This window comes from Streptomyces sp. CCM_MD2014 (assembly GCF_000772045.1).
GTDB classification, from domain to species: domain Bacteria; phylum Actinomycetota; class Actinomycetes; order Streptomycetales; family Streptomycetaceae; genus Streptomyces; species Streptomyces salinarius.
Map to the genome: position 1 here is coordinate 3,482,886 of NZ_CP009754.1, position 17,475 is coordinate 3,500,360.

A 17,475-nucleotide genomic window follows, 5' to 3' on the forward strand; every position below is an offset into this window, starting at 1 on the left:
CAGCTCCCGTCCCCCGCCCGCCTCCGGATCCGGCCTATCGGTCATCACCCAGCGTGAAGGAGACGGCCTCTGGAGCGAAGGGTGATCACATACGGTCGCCGGCCGATCCCCTCGCGCCACTTCCGCGCATCCCGTCACCGGACCGTTACCGACGCGCCTAGCGTCCTGGCCCAGGCGACCGGAGTGAACCGGAGCCGACCCGGCGCGGGCCGGAGTCGAGTCGTGGGAAGGACGTGGATCGCAGGTGGGAACGCACCGCAGGCCGCGGCAGCGCGCGAAGGGCGGCGGCAGGGCCCGTACGGCGGCCACGATCACCCTCGCGGGGGCGGCCACCGCGACGGGCCTGGGCGGGACGACCGTGCACGCCGATCCGCAGCCGACGGCGGCGCAGGTCAGGGCCAAGGTGGACAAGCTCTACCAGGAGGCCGAGGTGGCCACGGAGAAGTACAACGGCGCCAAGGAGAAGGCGGACGCCGCCGAACAGCGCCTGGAGGACCTGCGGGACGAGGCCGCCCGCAAGGAGGACCGGCTGAACTCGGCACGGGAGGCGCTGGGTTCGGTCGCGGCGGCGCAGTACCGCAGCGGCGGCCTGGACCCGGCGCTGCAACTGGCGCTCTCCTCCGACCCGGACCGGTATCTCGACGGCGCCGCCTTCGCCGAGCGTGCGGGCAGCCGGCAGCAGGCCGAGGTGGGCCGCGTGCGCAAGGAACTCCGCGACATCGAGCAACTGCGCGGCGCCGCCCGCATCGAGGTGACCTCGCTGAAGTCACGCCGGGCCGAGCTGAAACGTCACCGCGAGACCGTCACCGGCAAGCTGGCGGAGGCCCGCCGCCTGCTCTCCCGCCTGACCGCCGAGGAACGCGCCGGCGTCGGCGCGGGAACGGGGCAACGCGCCTCCCGCGCCTCTTCTTCCGGCCCCAGGGAGGGCCTGTCGGCCTCCGCCCAGGCACCCAACTCCCGCGCGGCGGCGGCCGTCGCCTACGCCTACCAGAAGCTCGGCAGCCCTTACGTGTGGGGGGCGACCGGCCCGAACGCCTTCGACTGCTCGGGCCTCACCCAGGCCGCCTACCGCGCCGCAGGGGTCTCCCTGCCCCGCACGACCTACGCCCAGATCGACGCGGGCCGCCGCGTCTCACGGTCCGAACTGCTCCCGGGTGACCTGGTCTTCTTCTACTCGGGCATCAGCCACGTCGGCATCTACGTCGGCAACGGCCGGATGATCCACGCCCCGAACCCGTCGGCCCCGGTCCGCGTCGCCCCGGTCGACGAGATGCCGTTCGCGGGGGCTGCGCGGGTGGTGTGAGACGCCGCGCCGCAGGACCGTCACACCAGCCGGCGTGCCGTCGCCCAGCGGGTCAGCTCGTGGCGGTTGGAGAGCTGGAGTTTGCGGAGGACCGCGGAGACGTGGGACTCGACGGTCTTGACCGAGATGTAGAGCTGCTTGGCGATCTCCTTGTACGCGTAGCCGCGGGCGATCAGGCGCAGTACCTCGCGCTCGCGCTGGGTGAGGCGGTCGAGGTCCTCGTCGACCGGAGGGGCGTCGGTGGAGGCGAAGGCGTCGAGGACGAAGCCGGCCAGGCGCGGGGAGAAGACGGCGTCGCCCTCCTGGACGCGGAAGACGGAGTTGACCAGGTCCGTGCCGGTGATGGTCTTCGTGACGTAGCCGCGGGCGCCGCCGCGGATGACCCCGATCACGTCCTCCGCCGCGTCCGAGACGGACAGGGCGAGGAAGCGGACGGGCCGCTCGGTGTCGCTCATCAGGGGGGCGCAGCGGCGCAGTACCTCGACTCCGCCGCCGCCGGGGAGGTGGACGTCGAGGAGGACGACCTCGGGGCGGGTCGCGGTGATGACCGTGACCGCCTGGTCGACGTCGGCGGCCTCGCCGACGACCTCGACGCCGGTCTCGGCGGTCTGGCCGATCTCGGCCTGGACTCCGGTGCGGAACATGCGGTGGTCGTCGACGAGCACCACGCGTACGCGGCGCTCCCCCGCACCGCTGCCCGCGGCCGGTTGCGCGGCCTCGCCCGCCCCCGCCGTACCCGCGGTTCCGTTCGCCTCGGTCGGGTCGCTCATGACGTCTTCTCCGCCCTCTCCATTTCCAGTTCGACCTCCGTGCCGCCGTCCGGCACCGCGCGCAGCCGCGCCGTGCCGCCGTTGCGCTCCATACGGCCGATGATCGATTCTCTGACGCCCATGCGGTCGGCGGGTATCGAGTCGAGGTCGAAGCCGGGGCCGCGGTCCCGGACGGACACGAAGACCGTCCTGCCCTCGACTTCGGCGAAGACCTGTACGGCGCCGCCCTCGCCACCGTACTTGGCCGCGTTCACCATCGCTTCGCGCGCGGCCTGCATCTGTGCGCTGGTCCTCTCGTCGAGCGGGCAGTCGCCGACGACGACCACCTCGATGGGGACGCCGTGCTTGTCCTCGACCTCCGCGGCATTGCGCTTGACGGCGTCGGCGAGGGTGGTGGGCTCGTCGTCCTCGTCCTTTCCGTTGCCCTCCGGCTTGTAGAGCCAGGCGCGCAGGTCGCGTTCCTGGGCGCGGGCCAGCCGGCGCACCTCGCCCGCGTTCTCCGCGTTGCGCTGGATCAGGGTCAGGGTGTGCAGCACCGAGTCGTGGACGTGGGCGGCGACCTCGGCGCGCTCCTGCGCGCGGATGCGCATCAGCCGCTCCTCGGAGAGGTCCTGGGTCATCCGGACCAGGTAGGGGCCGGCGAGGAGCGTTATGCCGACGAGGACCGCGAGGGCCGCCTGGAGGACGGAGCCGAGGTGGGCGGCGGAGCCCTGGAGGACGAAGATGCCCGTGACACCCGCCGTCACCAGCAGGACGCCGGCCACGGAGCGCAGCAGGGTGACGGTACGGCGGTGGCGCCCCACCTCGGCCCAGCGGGCCCGGCGCGCGTTGTCCGCCTGGCGCCAGACGAGGGCGACGCCGGCGCCGACGAGCACGGTCGGCCAGAGGTAGGCCTTGGCTCCGCCGCCGAGGTCGACGTTGCCCACGAAGACCAGGGCCACGACGACCATGAGGAGCAGGGCGACTATCTGGCCCTTGTCCGGCTTGCGCGTGACGAGTCTGCGGCGGCCGTCGGGGCCCGTCTCGGAGGTGACGAGCGACGGCGGCTTCTGCGCCTCCACTCCCCCGACGCCCAGCGGCACGAAGAACCAGAAGGCCGCGTACAGCAGCGCGCCCAGGCCGTCGGCCATGAAGAGGCCGACGAAGGCGAACCGGACCCAGATGACGGGCAGCCCGAGATGCCCGGCGAGCCCCCGCGCCACACCACCGAGCCAGCGTCCGTCGCTGCTTCGGTAGAGCTTGCGCGGCGGCCGCGGTTCGACGACGGGTGCTGCTGCGGCTTCCGGCATGACACCGATATTCACACGGGTGCGGGAGCCGGGGCATCAGGGTCGTTCCCCCACTCGCCCCTGATCTTCGGGCCGTGGAGGACGGCGCGGGGCTCGAACGCTCCCCGGGCACGGAGTCAGGGCCGATATCAGGGTCCGACCAGGGTCGAACCGGCTGCCGTCAGGGCGCCGCGCCCGTCACCATGGACTCATGACAGATCACGAGCACGCCGCGACGGGTCCGGGACCCGGCTCCGGCCCGCGCCGCCCGCAGGGCGCCGGGCCGCAGGATGCCGCGCCCGCCGCGGATGCCGGTGCGGGCGCGGGGGGCGGTGCGGGCGGCGCCGGCGCCGTCGGTGGCGCGGACGCCCCCGGAGGCCCCGGGCAGGCCGCGGCGGGACCGCCGCACCGTTTCCGGCGCGACCGGCGGCACAAGTCGCTCGCCGGTGTGTGCGCCGGCCTCGGGCGGCAGTGCGACCTGGATCCGGTGATCTTCCGGATCACGCTCGCGGTGCTCTCCGCGACCGGCGGCATCGGCCTGATCTTCTACGGCTTCGCCTGGCTCTTCGTCCCCTACGACGACGAGGAGGAGAACGAGGTGCGCAAGCTGCTGACCGGCCGGGTCGACGGCCAGGCACTGGCGGCCGTGCTCTTCGCCCTGGTCGGCTGCGGGGTCTTCCTCACCATGCTGAACAACGGCGGCGTGCTCACCTTCGCCGTCGTCCTCTCCCTGCTCCTCGCGGGCGCGGGCTACTGGTCCCGGCAGCGCAGAACGCCCGAACCGGACCCGCTCTCGGCCCAGACCGTCGCCGACGCCCCGCCGGAGGCCAAGGCGCCCCCGATCATGTACACCTGGCCCTCCTGGTGGCGCGACCCCATCGTCAAGGACGGCACCCACGACGGCGGGACGGGATACATGTGGGGCCCGCCCGACTCCGTGGAGCGGGACATCGCGGCGGCCGTCACCATCGGTCGCGGCATTCCGGGACGCCGCGACCACGCCCTCGCGGGCGACCGGCGCTCCCGGGTCGTGCAGACGCGCGGGCCCCGCGGCATCGGCGGCTGGGTGTTCCTCCTCGCCCTGCTCGCCGGCTTCCTCGGGACCCGGCTCACCTGGGACGACCATCCGCTCGGCACCAGTCTGCAGACCGGCCTGGCGTGCGCGCTCGCCGTCTTCGGCCTCGGTATCGCGGTCAGTGCCTTCCTCGGGCGCACGGGGGCCGGTTCGGTCTTCCTGGCGATCATCACGGCCGGCCTGCTCGCCGGGACGGCCGCGATTCCCGCGAACGTGGGCACCGAGTGGGTGCGGACCACCTGGGAGCCCACGGCGGTGACCGACGTGCGCGATCAGTACGACATCGGTGCGGGCAGCGGCACCCTCGACCTGTCCGGCCTCGACCTGGCCGAGGGGCAGACGGTGAGCACGCGGGCCGACGTGGGCATGGGCCGAATACGGGTCGTCGTGCCGCAGGACGTGACCGTGCGGCTGAGCGTCGACGTGGGCGTGGGCGACATCCAGCTGCCCGGCGACGACGAGAAGGACGTGGACGTGGCACCCGGCAAGCACAAGGAGATCACCCTGTCCCCCACCAAGGGCGGCAAGGACGCCGGCACCGTCGACCTCGACCTCCAGGTCGGCGTCGGCCAGGCGGAGGTGACCCGTGCTGCGTCATGAATTCCAGCCGGGACGGCTGGTCGCCGGTGTCTTCCTGATGCTGGCCGGGGTCATCTACGCCGGCGACGCGGGCGGCCTCTGGGAGACGCCGTGGTTCGTGCTGGTCCCCGTCGTCACGGGCGGGCTCTGCCTCGCGGGTGCGGTCGGGGTCGTGGCCCGGTCCGCGCACCGGCGCCGCGGAGCGCCGAGCGCGGCGAAGCCCGACGATCCCCGGGCGGACCTCCCCGGGTGACGGCCCGGGCTACCGGAACCCGCCGCCGGTCCGTCCCCGCCGCCGGGAGCGCAGTACGGCGTCCAGCGACAGCAGCGGGGCGCCCGCCAGGACGAGGGGGAGCCAGGCCATGAGGTAGGGAAGATCGTTGCCGTAGTAATACGGATCGGCGGCCCAGCTGACGGTCAGCCACAGACTCAGTGAGATCAGCGCACCGCCGAGCGCCGCGAGGCGGGTGAGAAGGCCGAGCAGGGCGCCGATGCCCACGGCCAGCTCGCCCAGGGCGATGGCGTAGCCGAAGCCCACCGGGCTCTTGAGGGCCAGGTCGATCAGGGCGGGGACGGCCGAGGAGTCGCGGACGGCGCGCATCATGTCGCCGACGGAACCGGCGCCCGCGTCCTTCATGAAGGCGCCGTCGGTGAGCTTGTCCAGACCGGCGTAGACGAAGGTGACGCCGAGAAAGATCCGCAGGGGAAGGAGGGCGTACCGGGCGGCGTTGTCCCGCCAGTCTCCCCTGCCCCCGCTCTCGGGTGAGCTGTAGACATCCGTACGCATCCCGTGAGTCATCACTGCCAGCCGCCTCTCGCCGCCCATGCCCAGACCCCCCACCAGACCATACGTAGGGCACAGGGGCCCTGCTCAACCCTCGGCAACCGGTTTCTTGCTGTCGGTTTCGACAGGTTGCCGATCGGATTCCGGCCCGGCCGTCCGGCCGTCCGGACCGGGGGCGCGGCGAGGCCGCGAGGTGTCAGTCCGTGACGTCGATCGGGTACCGGTTGGTCTCCACGCCCGCGCCCGTGACCACCTGGACCTCCACCCGGCCCGGTTCGACGTCCGCCGGGACGGGGACCGTCAGCAGGTCGTCCGACGGGTTGCTGAAGCCGCCCGTCACCGGGACCAGGGGGACGTGGACGTTGACCGCGCCGATGCGGACGACCATCCGGGAGAGCCGGTCCGCCCGCTGGGCGCCCGGCGGCACGAAGCCCGCGCCGCGGATCTCGATGTCGTCGCCGGTGCGGATCGGCGCGTCCAGGTCGCCGGCCTCCCGGGCCCGGACCACGGAGAGGATCACCGGCCGGCCGCCCTCGGCGTACTTCCCGGCCACGTAGGTCGCCGCCGACACCAGCACCACGACCGCCAGTCCCCACGGCAGGTCGGGCAGTTGCTCCGGGCGCCGGGCCAGCCGTACCGCCGCGAACACCAGGGCCACGGCGCTGATCACGACGTACTGGATGTCGGCGAAGGCCCCGCGGCCCGCGTCGTCCGTCAGCAGGTCGGACGCGCGCGGCCGGTCGGCGCGTACCTTCTGCAGCCGTTGGCCCAGCACCCGCAGTCCGACTACCCTCCGCACCAGGACGGCGATTCCGCAGACCACCGCGAGGACGGTCACGGCGCCGGCGCCCCGGCCGAGTTCGAGACCGGAGATCAGCGCGTCCCGCCGGCCGTGGCCGGATGCGACGGCCAGTTGTCCGGCCAGCACGAGGACCGCGTAGGCGACGAAGAGCACCCAGGCCGCGGCCACGGCGCGTGAGGTGGACAGCCGGTTGTCCTCGCCGATGACCGGGGCCAGCGCCCCGCCCCGCGCCCGGTGGAACCACGACGCCGCCGTCAGCGCGCCGGCCACCACCACGGCCGCCGCGAGGCCCGCGGTGCGCGCCGCCGACCAGCCCGCGCCGACGGCGGTGAGGCACTGCCCGAGCAGCAGCAGGACGACCGCCGCCCACACGGCGACCGCCGTACGCCGGCCCAGCCCCGCGAGCCAGGCGTCGCCCTCGGCGCGGCCGCGTTCGGCGACGGCCTCCGCGGACTGGGTCAGCTCCTCCGAGACCCACTGGCGGGAGGCGGAGGCCGAGTGGGCCACCGCGGCCGGCAGGCCCTGCCCGGCCGCGAACTCGTCCCGCCGCAGCAGAAACGCGGCGACCGCCCTGCGGTGCCCCTCGCGGGCGCCGTGCGGACAGTCCCCGCAGGTACAGCCACCACCGTGCGCGGCCGCCTCGTACGCGCCCCTGTCCGAGCCGCTCGCGCCTCTCGCCTCCTGCACCGCCACGCCCGACGCCCGCCTTCCGCTCCCTGTGCCCGCACCCGTGAAAGAACCCGTCACAAGCGACCGTGGGAAGAAGCCATGGGAGCCTCTAAGTCCCTTGGGACGACAGCGAATTGTGCCGCACGCCGGCCCCCTCCCGCCCGTCGCCCCGCCTTACGTCTGCTCAGCGCGGGTGAAGCGCGCATCGTCGTGTTGACCGGCCCCCGGCACGAGATGCCGGCGTATCCCGACAGGAGGTGTCGGCATTCGGGTCCACACTCGGCGTATGACGTCAGGAACACCTGTGCCCGAACCCGTGACCACACCCGTGAACTGGGCCCGTTTCACCGCCGCCGAACCCGCGCTGGCCCGCACCGCGGAGGCGCGCTTCGGCGCGTACACGCACCACGTCCTCGCCACCCTGCGCAAGGACGGCTCGCCCCGCACCACCGGCCTGGAGGTGCGATTCCTGAACGGCGAGCTGTGGTTCGGCATGATGCCGGGCTCGCTCAAGGCACTCGACCTGCGCCGCGACCCGCGCTTCGCACTCCAGGCGAACCCGGGGGACGGCACCGGCATGGGCGGCGGAGACGTACGGATCGCCGGGCGGGCGATCGAGGTGGAGGACCCGGCGACGAAGGCCGGGTACGTGAAAGAGGTGGAACCGCCGGAGCCGTTCCACCTCTTCCGAACCGAGCTGACGGAGGTCGTGCGGACCTCCGTCGAGGACGACGAGTACCTCGTCGTGGAGATCTGGCAGCCCGGTCAGCCCGTGCGCACGATCAGGCGCACGTAGGCAGCGCCCTCCCGGGGCTCTGGGGTCACTCCCACTCGATCGTCCCCGGCGGCTTCGAGGTCACGTCGAGCACGACGCGGTTGACGTCCTTGACCTCGTTGGTGATCCGGGTCGAGATCCTGGAGAGCACGTCGTACGGCAGCCGGGACCAGTCCGCCGTCATGGCGTCCTCGGAGGAGACCGGGCGCAGGACGATCGGGTGGCCGTAGGTGCGGCCGTCGCCCTGGACGCCGACGGAGCGGACGTCGGCCAGCAGCACCACGGGGCACTGCCAGATGTCGCGGTCGAGGCCGGCCGCGGTCAGCTCCTCGCGGGCGATGGCGTCGGCCTCGCGGAGCAGGTCCAGTCGCTCCTTGGTGACCTCGCCGACGATGCGGATGCCGAGACCCGGGCCGGGGAAGGGCTGGCGCTGGACGATCTCGTCCGGCAGGCCCAGCTCCTGGCCGACCATCCGGACCTCGTCCTTGAACAGCTGGCGCAGCGGCTCGACCAGCTCGAACTCGATGTCGTCGGGAAGACCGCCCACGTTGTGGTGCGACTTGATGTTGGCGGTGCCGGTGCCGCCGCCGGACTCGACGACGTCCGGGTAGAGCGTGCCCTGCACGAGGAAGGCGACCTCCGGGCCCTCCTCCTGCATGATCTCCAGCTGCGCCTGCTCGAAGACCCGGATGAACTCGCGGCCGATGATCTTCCGCTTCTCCTCGGGGTCGGACACTCCGGCCAGCGCCTTGAGGAACCGCTCCTCGGCGTCCACGACCTTCAGCTGCACGCCGGTCGCGGCCACGAAGTCCTTCTCGACCTGCTCGGTCTCGCCCTTGCGCATCAGGCCGTGGTCGACGTAGACGCAGGTGAGCTGGGAGCCGATGGCCTTCTGGACGAGGGCGGCCGCGACGGCGGAGTCCACGCCGCCGGACAGGCCGCAGATGGCGCGCTTGTCGCCGACCTGCTCGCGGATGGCCGCGACCTGCTCCTCGATCACGTTGCCCGTGGTCCAGTCCGGGCTCAGGCCCGCGCCCCGGTACAGGAAGTGCTCGAGCACCTGCTGTCCGTGCGTGGAGTGCATGACCTCGGGGTGGTACTGGACGCCGTAGAGCTTCTTCTCGTCGTTCTCGAAGGCGGCGACCGGGACGACGTCCGTGGAGCCGGTGACGGTGAAGCCCTCGGGGGCGGCGGAGCAGGCGTCGCCGTGCGACATCCACACGGCCTGCTCGGCCGGGGTGCCCTCGAAGAGGGTGGAGGACGGCTTGGACACCGAGAGGTCGGTGCGGCCGTACTCACGGGCGCCGGAGTTGTCGACGGTGCCGCCGAGGGTCTGCGCCATGAGCTGGAAGCCGTAGCACATGCCGAAGACGGGGACGCCGGCCTCGAACAGGGAGCGGTCGAGGGTCGGGGCGCCCGGCTCGTACACCGAGGAGGGGCCGCCCGAGAGGATGATGGCCGCCGGGTTCTTGGCGAGCATCTCCTCGACCGGCATGGAGCTCGGCACGATCTCGCTGTAGACCCGCGCCTCGCGGACACGGCGGGCGATGAGCTGGGCGTACTGCGCGCCGAAGTCGACGACCAGGACGGTGTCGGGGGCGGCGGCAGCGGGAGTCGCTGATGACACGGGGTGCCTTCCGGCGGTCGGGCGGGGTTTGTACCCCCGATTCTACCGAGGTGGGCGGGTGCCCCGGCCCGCCGCCGGGTGCCGGGGACGGTCTCACCATGCGAACCGGCTTGGACACCGATCGTCGCCGGGGCATACTGGGCCCATGCGCAAGCACCAGACCTTCCTGTTTACCTATGGCAACCGGCCCACCGGCTGCCATGGTCGTGCTGCTTGAGCAACTGACAAGCGACTTCCCAGGCGCCCCGGGCCGACAAGGTCCGGGGCGCCTGGCGTTTGCGGACCGTGCCGGTCCCGGGTGCCGCCAGTCTTCGGCGAGGAGCCACCGACATGACCGTCACCGCAGCGAACAAGACCGTCACCGCAGCCGACAAGACCGGCGCCCACACCCCCGAGGCCGCCGACGTGATCACCGGCGCCCGGGAGCGCATCGACGCCCTGGACGACCGCATCATCGGACTGATCCAGGAACGGATGGCCGTCTCCGCCGTCATCCAGGAGGCACGGATCACCTCCGGGGGGCGGCGCGTGAACCTCTCGCGCGAGATGGAGGTGCTCGACCACTACCGGCAGGCGCTGGGCAAGCCGGGCACGACGCTGGCGATGACGATGCTGGAGCTGTGCCGCGGGCGGGTGTGACCCCCCGGGGCGTGGCCGTGCCCCGGCGGGGGTCGTATCTGAGTTCGGGCGGATTCTCACCCGTACGGCGCGTGACCGGCGGGCGAGCGGCTTCGTTGGTCCCGGTGTCCGTGTCAGCCAGGGGCGGGCCCGAAAGAACCACGCGTGGCTCGCTGGAGCGATGAGACGTACGGATCGTGCCGTACGTCGTGGGACCTCGCTCCAGGAAGTGACCGGACGGCAGGGGACAGCAGCCCGGTCACCCAAGAGAACGGCCGGCTCCGGGGACGCCCGGGGCCGGCCGACGGAACGGGTCCCACGTTCGAGCAAACGACAAAGGCGACAAGCATCCGAGGCAAGCGGCGCAACCCCCCGGCGCCGCTCCCGAGGCACCGGCGCTGCCCTGACGCCGGTGCCGGCTGAGAGGGAGGGCCCTGCGGCCGCAGTTCCGCGGGGCCCTTCGTCGTGCCGCCCGCCATCGCCGCCTAAGTGACGCAGGCCACATAAGGATTCTGTGAATGTGAGGACAACCATTCACAGGTTTCGTTGATCACACCGGGCATGAAGCTTCGTCGCGCTCTGGCCGCAGCCGCCGTCACGGCGGTGGTCGCCCCCGCCGCGCTCCTCGCGGCCCCGTGCGCCCATGCGACCGGTGACACGTCGGCATCCCCGTCCGCCTCCACGTCTGCCTCACCGGAGACGGACGAGACGGACGTGACCGACGTGACCGACGAGACGGCGGGCGAGACCGCGACCGACCCCGCTCCCGGCGACGCGACCGGCAGCCCGACGGGCTCCCCGGGCGCGACGGAGGACACGGACGGGGAGGAGAAGGGCGAGGAGGGGTCCGGCGAGGAGGGGACTCCCGCCCCCGGCGCCTCGGAGTCGACCACGTCCGCCCCCGCGGTCCCGTCCCCGGGCGCCTCCGCTCCGGAGGAATCGGAGGAATCGCAGGCCCCGGACCCCGAGCCGTCCGTGTGCGAGGACACCAAGGTCGACGTCGACATCGAGGGCCTGCCCGGCGAGATCGCGGCGGGCAGCGGCTGGCACGAGTTCTCGCTGAACGTGGCCAACACCTCCGGTTCGACGCTGCAGAACCTCGAGTACCTGGCCGGCGCCTCCGCCGACCTCGACGGCGAGGAGCTGTTCGAGAGCGAGAAGGTCGGCCTCCAGGCCTGGAACCCCCAGGACGAGTCCTGGGAGGACCTCGACGAACTCGGCTACGCGGTCGGATACATCGGGTACACCGACGAGCTGGCCCCCGACTACGAGGTCGCCATCCCGATGCGGATCAACGTGCGGGCCGACGCTCCGGTCGGTGCGGGCTTCACGCTCGGCGCGACCATCTACGGCGACGCGGACGGCGAGTGCACCGGCTTCGGTGACGTCGCCTACAAGTTCCGGATCGTGGCCCCCGGCACGGACACGGAGGGCACCCGGCCGCAGGAGGGCGGCAAGGCACCCCTCGCGCCCGTCACCGTCGAGAAGGCGCCCGCGAACGTCCCGGAGGTCACCGGGAGCCTCGCCTCGACCGGCGCCGGCTCGGCGCTCCCGATGATCGGCCTCGTCGGCGGACTCGCCGTGGTGGCCGGCGGCGGTGCGGTGTTCGTGGTGCGGCGGCGCAAGGCCGGCTCGGACACGTGACGCCCGCGCCGGTGGCGTGACACAGGCCGGGTGAGTGGAACCCGCGCTCGGAGGGGGGTGCGGGTCCCACTCACCTTTTCGTTTCTCCTACTTCCTCGGCGGTACGGCGGGAACGTCCAGGAACGGCAGCCGCAGCGCGCCGAAGGCCTTCTCGGGGACGGCCGGGGCGTGGGGCTCGACGGGGGCGAGTCGTTCGTACGCGGCGCCCTGCGCGGGTCGCGGGTCCTCCTCGCCCTTGTTCGGCCAGTACGACATCGCCCGCTCGGCCTGCGCCGTGATGGTGAGGGACGGGTTGACCCCCAGGTTCGCCGAGACGGCGGCGCCGTCGACGACCGAGATGCCGGGGTGGCCGTAGAGCCGGTGGTACGGGTCTATGACACCGGTCTCCCGGGACGCGCCGATGGGGCAGCCGCCGAGGAAGTGGGCGGTGAGCGGGGTGCCCATCAGCTCACCGACGTTGGAGCCGGCGAAGCCGTTGATCTCGGCGGCGAGTGCGGAGGCGCCCTCGGTGGCGGCCTTGATCTGCTTGGGGTTGGGCGAGCCGTGGCCCTGGCGGGCGGTGAGCAGGCCCTTGCCGACACCCGTCGGTTTCAGGTGTGTGGTGAGTGAGTTGTCCAGGGACTGCATGACCAGGCCGATGATGGTCCGCTCGGACCACTTGCGGTTGGAGAGCGAACGCAGGACCAGCAGCGGGTGCTTGGCCGCGTGCCCCAGGAAGCCCAGGACGCGGGAGGCCCCGGAGGCGGTCTGCCCGGCGTAGGGGACCTGGAGGATGGACAGGCCGCCCATCGAGTTGGAGCCCTTGCCGTAACGCACCGGCTCGATGTGGGTGTTGGCGTCCGGGTGGATCGAGGACGTGATGGCGACGCCGCGCGTGAAGTCGGCCCGGGGCTCGCCGGTGGCGCCGCGGTAGCGCCGGTCGTCGGTCTGGGCGCCGACGAGTGCCTCGGAGTTGGTGCGGGTCAGCTCGCCGAGCCTGTCGGACAGGTGGGGCAGCTGTCCGCCCGCCTTCATGCGGTGCAGCAGGGTCTGGGTGCCGTAGGTGCCGGCGGCTATGACCACGCGGCGTGCGGTGAAGGTGCGGCCCGCGTCCGTCCTCCCGCGCTCCCCGCGCTGCTTGCGGTCGGTGGGCAGCGTGGCGATCGCGAAGCCGCCGCGCGAGTCGTCCGTGACGGAGACGACCGTCGTCATCGGGTGCACGACCGCGCCGGCCTTCTCGGCGAGGTACAGGTAGTTCTCGTTGAGGGTGTTCTTCGCGCCGTGCCGGCAGCCGGTCATGCACTCGCCGCACTCGTTGCACGCCCTGCGGTCGGGGCCCGCCCCGCCGAAGTACGGGTCGGGCACCTGCTCGCCCGGTTCGGCCTTCGCCTTGCCGTCGGCGTCCTCGCCGTCGCCGAAGAAGACGCCGACGGGGGCCATGTGGAAGGTGTCGCCGCAGCCCATCTTCTCGGCGGCGGCCTTCAGGTGCACGTCGGAGGGGGTCATCGTCGGGTTGAGGCGGACTCCGAGCATGCGCCGGGCCTGGTCGTAGTACGGCGCGAGCTCGTCCTGCCAGTCGGTGATGTCACGCCACTGGGGGTCGTCGAAGAACGGCTTCGGCGGCACGTAGAGGGTGTTGGCGTAGTTGAGGGAGCCGCCGCCGACGCCCGCGCCTGCCAGGACCATGACATTCCCGAGCAGGTGGATGCGCTGGATGCCGAACATGCCGAGTTTCGGCGCCCAGAGGTAGTTCTTCAGGTCCCACGAGTTCCGGGGCAGGGTCTCGCGGGTGAAGCGGCGGCCGGCTTCCAGGACGCCGACGCGGTAGCCCTTCTCGGTGAGGCGTAGGGCGGAGACGGAGCCGCCGAAGCCGGAGCCGACTATGAGGACGTCGTAGTCGTACCCGTTCTCGTCCCGGGTCTGGACAGAGTTCTCCTGCGACACGTGCTCTCCTCGTTGAGAACGGGCGGTGGTTGGGTGGGTCAGCGGAGGCGGAACGCCTTCATCAGGCGCAGGCTGCGGCTCATGAACGCCGCGTACTTCTCGTCGTCCATCCCCAGCGACGGTGCCATCGGCAGCAGGCGCTGGTGGGCGACCGTCTGGGCCTCGGTGTACTTGAGGATGCCCTCGGAGCCGTGCCGGCGGCCGAGGCCGGAGTCCTTCATGCCGCCCATCGGGGACTGGACGCTGCCGTAGGCGGGCGCGTACCCCTCGTTGATGTTGACGGTGCCGGTGCGCAGCCGGGCGGCGACGTCGCGGCCGCGCCGGGCGTCCTTCGTCCAGACCGAGGAGTTCAGGCCGTACGGCGTGGAGTTGGCGTGCTCGACGGCCTCGTCCTCGGTCGTGAAGCGGTAGACGGAGACGACCGGGCCGAAGGTCTCCTCGGTGCACACGGCCATGGGGGCGGTGACGCCGTCGAGGATGGTCGGCTCGTAGAAGTACGGGCCGATGTCCGGGCGGGCGACGCCGCCGGCGACGAGCTTGGCGCCCCGCTCCACGGCGTCCGCCACGTGGGCCTTCACGGTTTCCAGCTGCCGCTCCCCCACCAGCGAGCCCATGTCGGCGCCGTAGGAGAGGGAGGCGCCGAGCCGCATGGCCCTGGTGCGGGCGGCGAAGCGCTCCAGGAAGGCGTCGGCGACGGACTCGTGGACGTAGAGCCGCTCGATGGAGATGCAGAGCTGGCCGGCCGAGGAGAAGCAGGCGCGGACGGCGCCCGCCGCGGCCTTCTCGATGTCGGCGTCCTGGAGGACGAGCATGGCGTTCTTTCCGCCGAGTTCGAGGGAGACGCCGACCAGGCGGGCGGCGGCGCCCCGGGCGACCTCGCGGCCGGTGCGGGTGGAGCCGGTGAAGGAGACGTAGTCGGCGTGCTTGACGACCTCGGGGCCGACGACCGGGCCCTCGCCGAGGACGACCTGGAAGACCTCGGCGGGCAGCCCGGCCTCGATGAGCAGGTCACGGGCCCACAGGGCGGTCAGGCAGGTCTCGGTGTCCGGCTTCATGACGACCGCGTTGCCCGCGACGAACGCGGGGAGCGCGTCGCCGACGGACAGCTCCAGTGGGTAGTTCCAGGGGGCGATCTGGCCGACGACGCCGCGCGGGTGGCGCAGCTCGGTCACCTTCGTGAGGGTCGGTACGGCGCCGGTGTGCCGCTTGGGCCGCAGGTACGCGGGGGCCTTGCGGCCGTAGTGGCGGGCCGCGACGGCGACGGCCTGGACCTCCTCGTGGGCGTGCAGACGGGCCTTGCCGGTCTCCAGCTGGATGAGGTCGAGGACCTCGGCCTGGCGCGCCAGGACCAGGTCGTGGAAGCGCAGCAGGACGGCGGCGCGCTGCCGCACCGGGGTGCGGGCCCAGACGGCCTGGGCGGCGCGGGCCCGTTCGAAGGCGGCGGCCACGTCCTCGGGCGTCGACTCGGGCAGGTCGGCCAGCTTGTCGCCGGTGAACGGCGTGTGGTTGGCGGTGCGGCCGGACCCGGCCACGCCCTTGGTGAGCTGGGCGACCAGCTCGGGCGTGACCACGTCGGCCGCGGTGCGGGCGCCCTTCGGGGCGGGGGCGAGGGGATTCGTGCCGGTGAGTTCCGTGGCCTGCGCGTCCGTCATGAGCCGCAGGGTATGACGCCGGGCGGGCTTTGTGTACCCGTCGGTAACGGTGATTCACCGTGATTCACCGAGTGCTCACATGACGCCAGTGATCGCTGGCAACAAACCCGCTGATCAGGGCGTTACGTCGCGGGACCGCCGGTCTTCCCGACCTCCCAGTTCGCGATCACCGCCCGGGCGATCTCCCGGCCCTCGTCGGCGAAGTAGCCCTCGCGGGGGTAGTCGACCGACACCTTGCACATGTCGCCGTTGCCGGCCCGGTAGTACAGGATGCGGAACTCGCGGGCGCGTGGGTTCTGGGTGTCCGCGGTCGTGTACGCGATGGTGTTCTCGGCGGCCTTCTCGCCCCGGTACTCCGTCTCGCTCGGTTCCCCCCTGGGGGCGGGGTCGGAGGCGAAGTTCCAGGAGTACTCGCCGTCCTTGAGCATCTCCCAGTCCGCCCAGGCGTTGGCGCCGGCGGTGTCCGGGATCTTGCCGTCCTCGTCGTCGGCCTTGACGTCCCGGTCCACGAAGACGGTGACGGCGCCGCTCGGGTCGGCGAACGTCTCGTTCGTGCCGTCCCAGTCGTCCGGGTGCTTCGCCTTCACGAACTCGGCGGGCACACCGACGCTCATGCCCACCTTGCCGTCGAGCTCGTGCTGCTTCCAGCCCTCCGGCAGGGTGCCCGCGAAGGGGTCGGCGACCACGAGGTACGACGCCACCGCCGCCGCGACGACGGCCGCGCCGAGGGTGATCCACGCGTTGCGGCCCAGCCGGACGCTCCACCGGGACACGGGCGCCGGGGCCGGCTGCCGGGGAGCGTCGACCCGGACCACCTGGGTGGGTGGCGGCGCGGGCGGGTTCGCGGCGGCGTCCAGCAGGGCGCGGACCCCGGCGGCGTCCGGGCGGCGCGCCGGGTCCTTCTCCAGCAGGCCGGTGATCACCTCGGCCAGCGGGCCCTGCGCGGAGGCGGGCGGCGCCGGCGTGGCGTTCAGCACCGACTGGAGCGTGGCGGGGGTGTTGCTGCGGCGGAACGGCGAGACGCCCTCCGTCGCCGCGTACAGCACGACGCCCAGCGACCACAGGTCGCTCGCCGGTCCCGGACGCTGGCCGAGGACCCGCTCCGGAGCGATGTACTCGGGGGATCCGACGAAGCCGCCGGTGTCGGTCAGGCTGGTCTCGCCCTCGATCTGGGCGATGCCGAAGTCGGTGAGGACGACCCGGTCGTGCCGGCCGAGCAGGACGTTGTCCGGCTTCACGTCCCGGTGCAGGACTCCGGCGGCGTGTGCGGCCTCCAGCGCGCCGAGCACCTCCAGGCCGATCCGGGCGGCCTCGCGCGCGCCCAGCGTGCCCTCCTGGAGGACGTCGCCCAGCGAACGCCCGCGCACGAGTTCCATCACGATCCACGGCTGCTCGTCCACGACCGCCACGTCGTGCACGTCGACCACCGCGGGGTGGTCGAGCCGGGCCGCGGCGCGCGCCTCGCGGCGCATCCGCTCGTAGGCGTTGTCCCGTTCGCGTTCGGGAAGGTGATCGGGGACGCGCGGCTCCTTGACGGCGACCTCGCGGTCGACGGTCTCGTCCTTCGCGCGCCACACCGTGCCCATGCCGCCGTGCCCGAGCTTGGCGATCAGCCGGTAGCGTCCGGCGATGAGCCGCCCGGCGCCCGGGTCCTGCGCGGCGGCGGAGGCAGCCGCCGGTGCGGGCGCAGGACGGGGCGACGGACGCTCCGGCGACGGGGCCCCGGCGGCGTTCACGGCCGGGGGCTGCGACGGCGACGGTACGACCTGGGTCTCAACCGCGTACGGATTGCCCGGATGCGGCACGGCGGCCGGCCGGTTCGGCGGTTGCAGCCCAAAACTCGTCGGCTCGTCCGGCCTGCCGCGTGATCCCCCGTTGTCGCTCATGGGTCCATCCATACCGCGCCGGGCCCGCCCCTTTCCACCGCCGGTGGACGGCGGTCACAGACCCGTGACGCGGGGTGCCGCTTATCTCCCTTTTGGGTCT

General features: G+C 72.7%; 14 protein-coding genes. 6 read left to right on the plus strand and 8 right to left on the minus strand.

Going from position 1 to position 17,475, the window contains the following annotated elements; genetic code table 11:
• Window positions 1–244 precede the first annotated feature (244 nt).
• The gene (locus NI25_RS15050; protein ID WP_061442961.1) at window positions 245–1,303 is read left to right on the plus strand and encodes a C40 family peptidase; all 1,059 of its coding nucleotides are present in this window, start codon (window positions 245–247) and stop codon (window positions 1,301–1,303) included.
• A 20-nt stretch (window positions 1,304–1,323) separates the two neighbouring features.
• Here NI25_RS15050 and NI25_RS15055 read toward each other — a convergent pair whose 3' ends face one another.
• Both NI25_RS15055 and NI25_RS15060 read right to left on the minus strand, forming a co-directional pair.
• Window positions 1,324–2,073 carry a LuxR C-terminal-related transcriptional regulator gene (locus NI25_RS15055; RefSeq protein WP_061442962.1) on the minus strand — a complete coding sequence of 250 codons (750 nt, stop codon included), beginning with the start codon at window positions 2,071–2,073 and terminating at the stop codon, window positions 1,324–1,326.
• Window positions 2,070–3,362 carry an ATP-binding protein gene (locus NI25_RS15060; RefSeq protein WP_061442963.1) on the minus strand — a complete coding sequence of 431 codons (1,293 nt, stop codon included), beginning with the start codon at window positions 3,360–3,362 and terminating at the stop codon, window positions 2,070–2,072. Before NI25_RS15060 ends, NI25_RS15055 begins: the two co-directional genes overlap by 4 nt.
• Before the next feature lie 190 nt (window positions 3,363–3,552).
• Here NI25_RS15060 and NI25_RS15065 point away from each other — a divergent pair, with 190 nt between their 5' ends.
• Window positions 3,553–5,016, plus strand: coding sequence for a PspC domain-containing protein (locus NI25_RS15065; protein ID WP_061442964.1), 1,464 nt, complete (start codon window positions 3,553–3,555; stop codon window positions 5,014–5,016).
• Window positions 5,003–5,248, plus strand: a complete 246-nt coding sequence (locus NI25_RS15070) for a hypothetical protein (protein WP_061442965.1) — start codon at window positions 5,003–5,005, stop codon at window positions 5,246–5,248. The genes NI25_RS15065 and NI25_RS15070 overlap by 14 nt, the downstream gene beginning before the upstream one ends.
• Window positions 5,249–5,257: 9 nt before the next feature.
• Here NI25_RS15070 and NI25_RS15075 read toward each other — a convergent pair whose 3' ends face one another.
• Both NI25_RS15075 and NI25_RS15080 read right to left on the minus strand, forming a co-directional pair.
• Window positions 5,258–5,794 (minus strand): DoxX family protein, encoded by a 537-nt coding sequence (locus NI25_RS15075; protein WP_199560909.1) that lies wholly within the window; start codon window positions 5,792–5,794, stop codon window positions 5,258–5,260.
• Window positions 5,795–5,975: 181 nt separating this feature from the next.
• On the minus strand, window positions 5,976–7,274 hold the full coding sequence (locus tag NI25_RS15080; protein ID WP_061442967.1) for a hypothetical protein: 1,299 nt from the start codon (window positions 7,272–7,274) through the stop codon (window positions 5,976–5,978).
• 262 nt (window positions 7,275–7,536) lie between these two features.
• Between NI25_RS15080 and NI25_RS15085 the strand changes: the two genes are divergently transcribed.
• Window positions 7,537–8,046, plus strand: a complete 510-nt coding sequence (locus NI25_RS15085) for a pyridoxamine 5'-phosphate oxidase family protein (protein ID WP_061442968.1) — start codon at window positions 7,537–7,539, stop codon at window positions 8,044–8,046.
• A gap of 25 nt (window positions 8,047–8,071) precedes the next feature.
• On the opposite strand, the gene guaA is transcribed toward NI25_RS15085, so the two are convergent.
• A complete protein-coding gene (guaA, locus tag NI25_RS15090; RefSeq protein WP_061442969.1) occupies window positions 8,072–9,652 on the minus strand; it encodes a glutamine-hydrolyzing GMP synthase in 1,581 nt (526 codons plus the stop codon).
• Between the two features lie 330 nt (window positions 9,653–9,982).
• Here guaA and NI25_RS15095 point away from each other — a divergent pair, with 330 nt between their 5' ends.
• Together NI25_RS15095 and NI25_RS39700 are read left to right on the plus strand one after the other, a co-directional pair.
• Entirely contained in the window at window positions 9,983–10,291 is a 309-nt protein-coding gene (locus NI25_RS15095) for a chorismate mutase (protein ID WP_061442970.1), read from the plus strand.
• A 540-nt stretch (window positions 10,292–10,831) separates the two neighbouring features.
• Window positions 10,832–11,914 (plus strand): LPXTG cell wall anchor domain-containing protein, encoded by a 1,083-nt coding sequence (locus NI25_RS39700; RefSeq protein ID WP_061442971.1) that lies wholly within the window; start codon window positions 10,832–10,834, stop codon window positions 11,912–11,914.
• Window positions 11,915–12,001: 87 nt separating this feature from the next.
• Here the strand turns inward: NI25_RS39700 and NI25_RS15105 are convergent, their stop codons facing one another.
• From NI25_RS15105 to NI25_RS15115, 3 genes are all read right to left on the minus strand, one after another.
• A complete protein-coding gene (locus NI25_RS15105; protein ID WP_061442972.1) occupies window positions 12,002–13,837 on the minus strand; it encodes a GMC oxidoreductase in 1,836 nt (611 codons plus the stop codon).
• Between the two features lie 38 nt (window positions 13,838–13,875).
• A complete protein-coding gene (locus tag NI25_RS15110; RefSeq protein WP_061442973.1) occupies window positions 13,876–15,489 on the minus strand; it encodes a succinic semialdehyde dehydrogenase in 1,614 nt (537 codons plus the stop codon).
• Between the two features lie 122 nt (window positions 15,490–15,611).
• The gene (locus tag NI25_RS15115; RefSeq protein ID WP_078884627.1) at window positions 15,612–17,375 is read right to left on the minus strand and encodes a serine/threonine-protein kinase; all 1,764 of its coding nucleotides are present in this window, start codon (window positions 17,373–17,375) and stop codon (window positions 15,612–15,614) included.
• Window positions 17,376–17,475 lie beyond the last annotated feature (100 nt).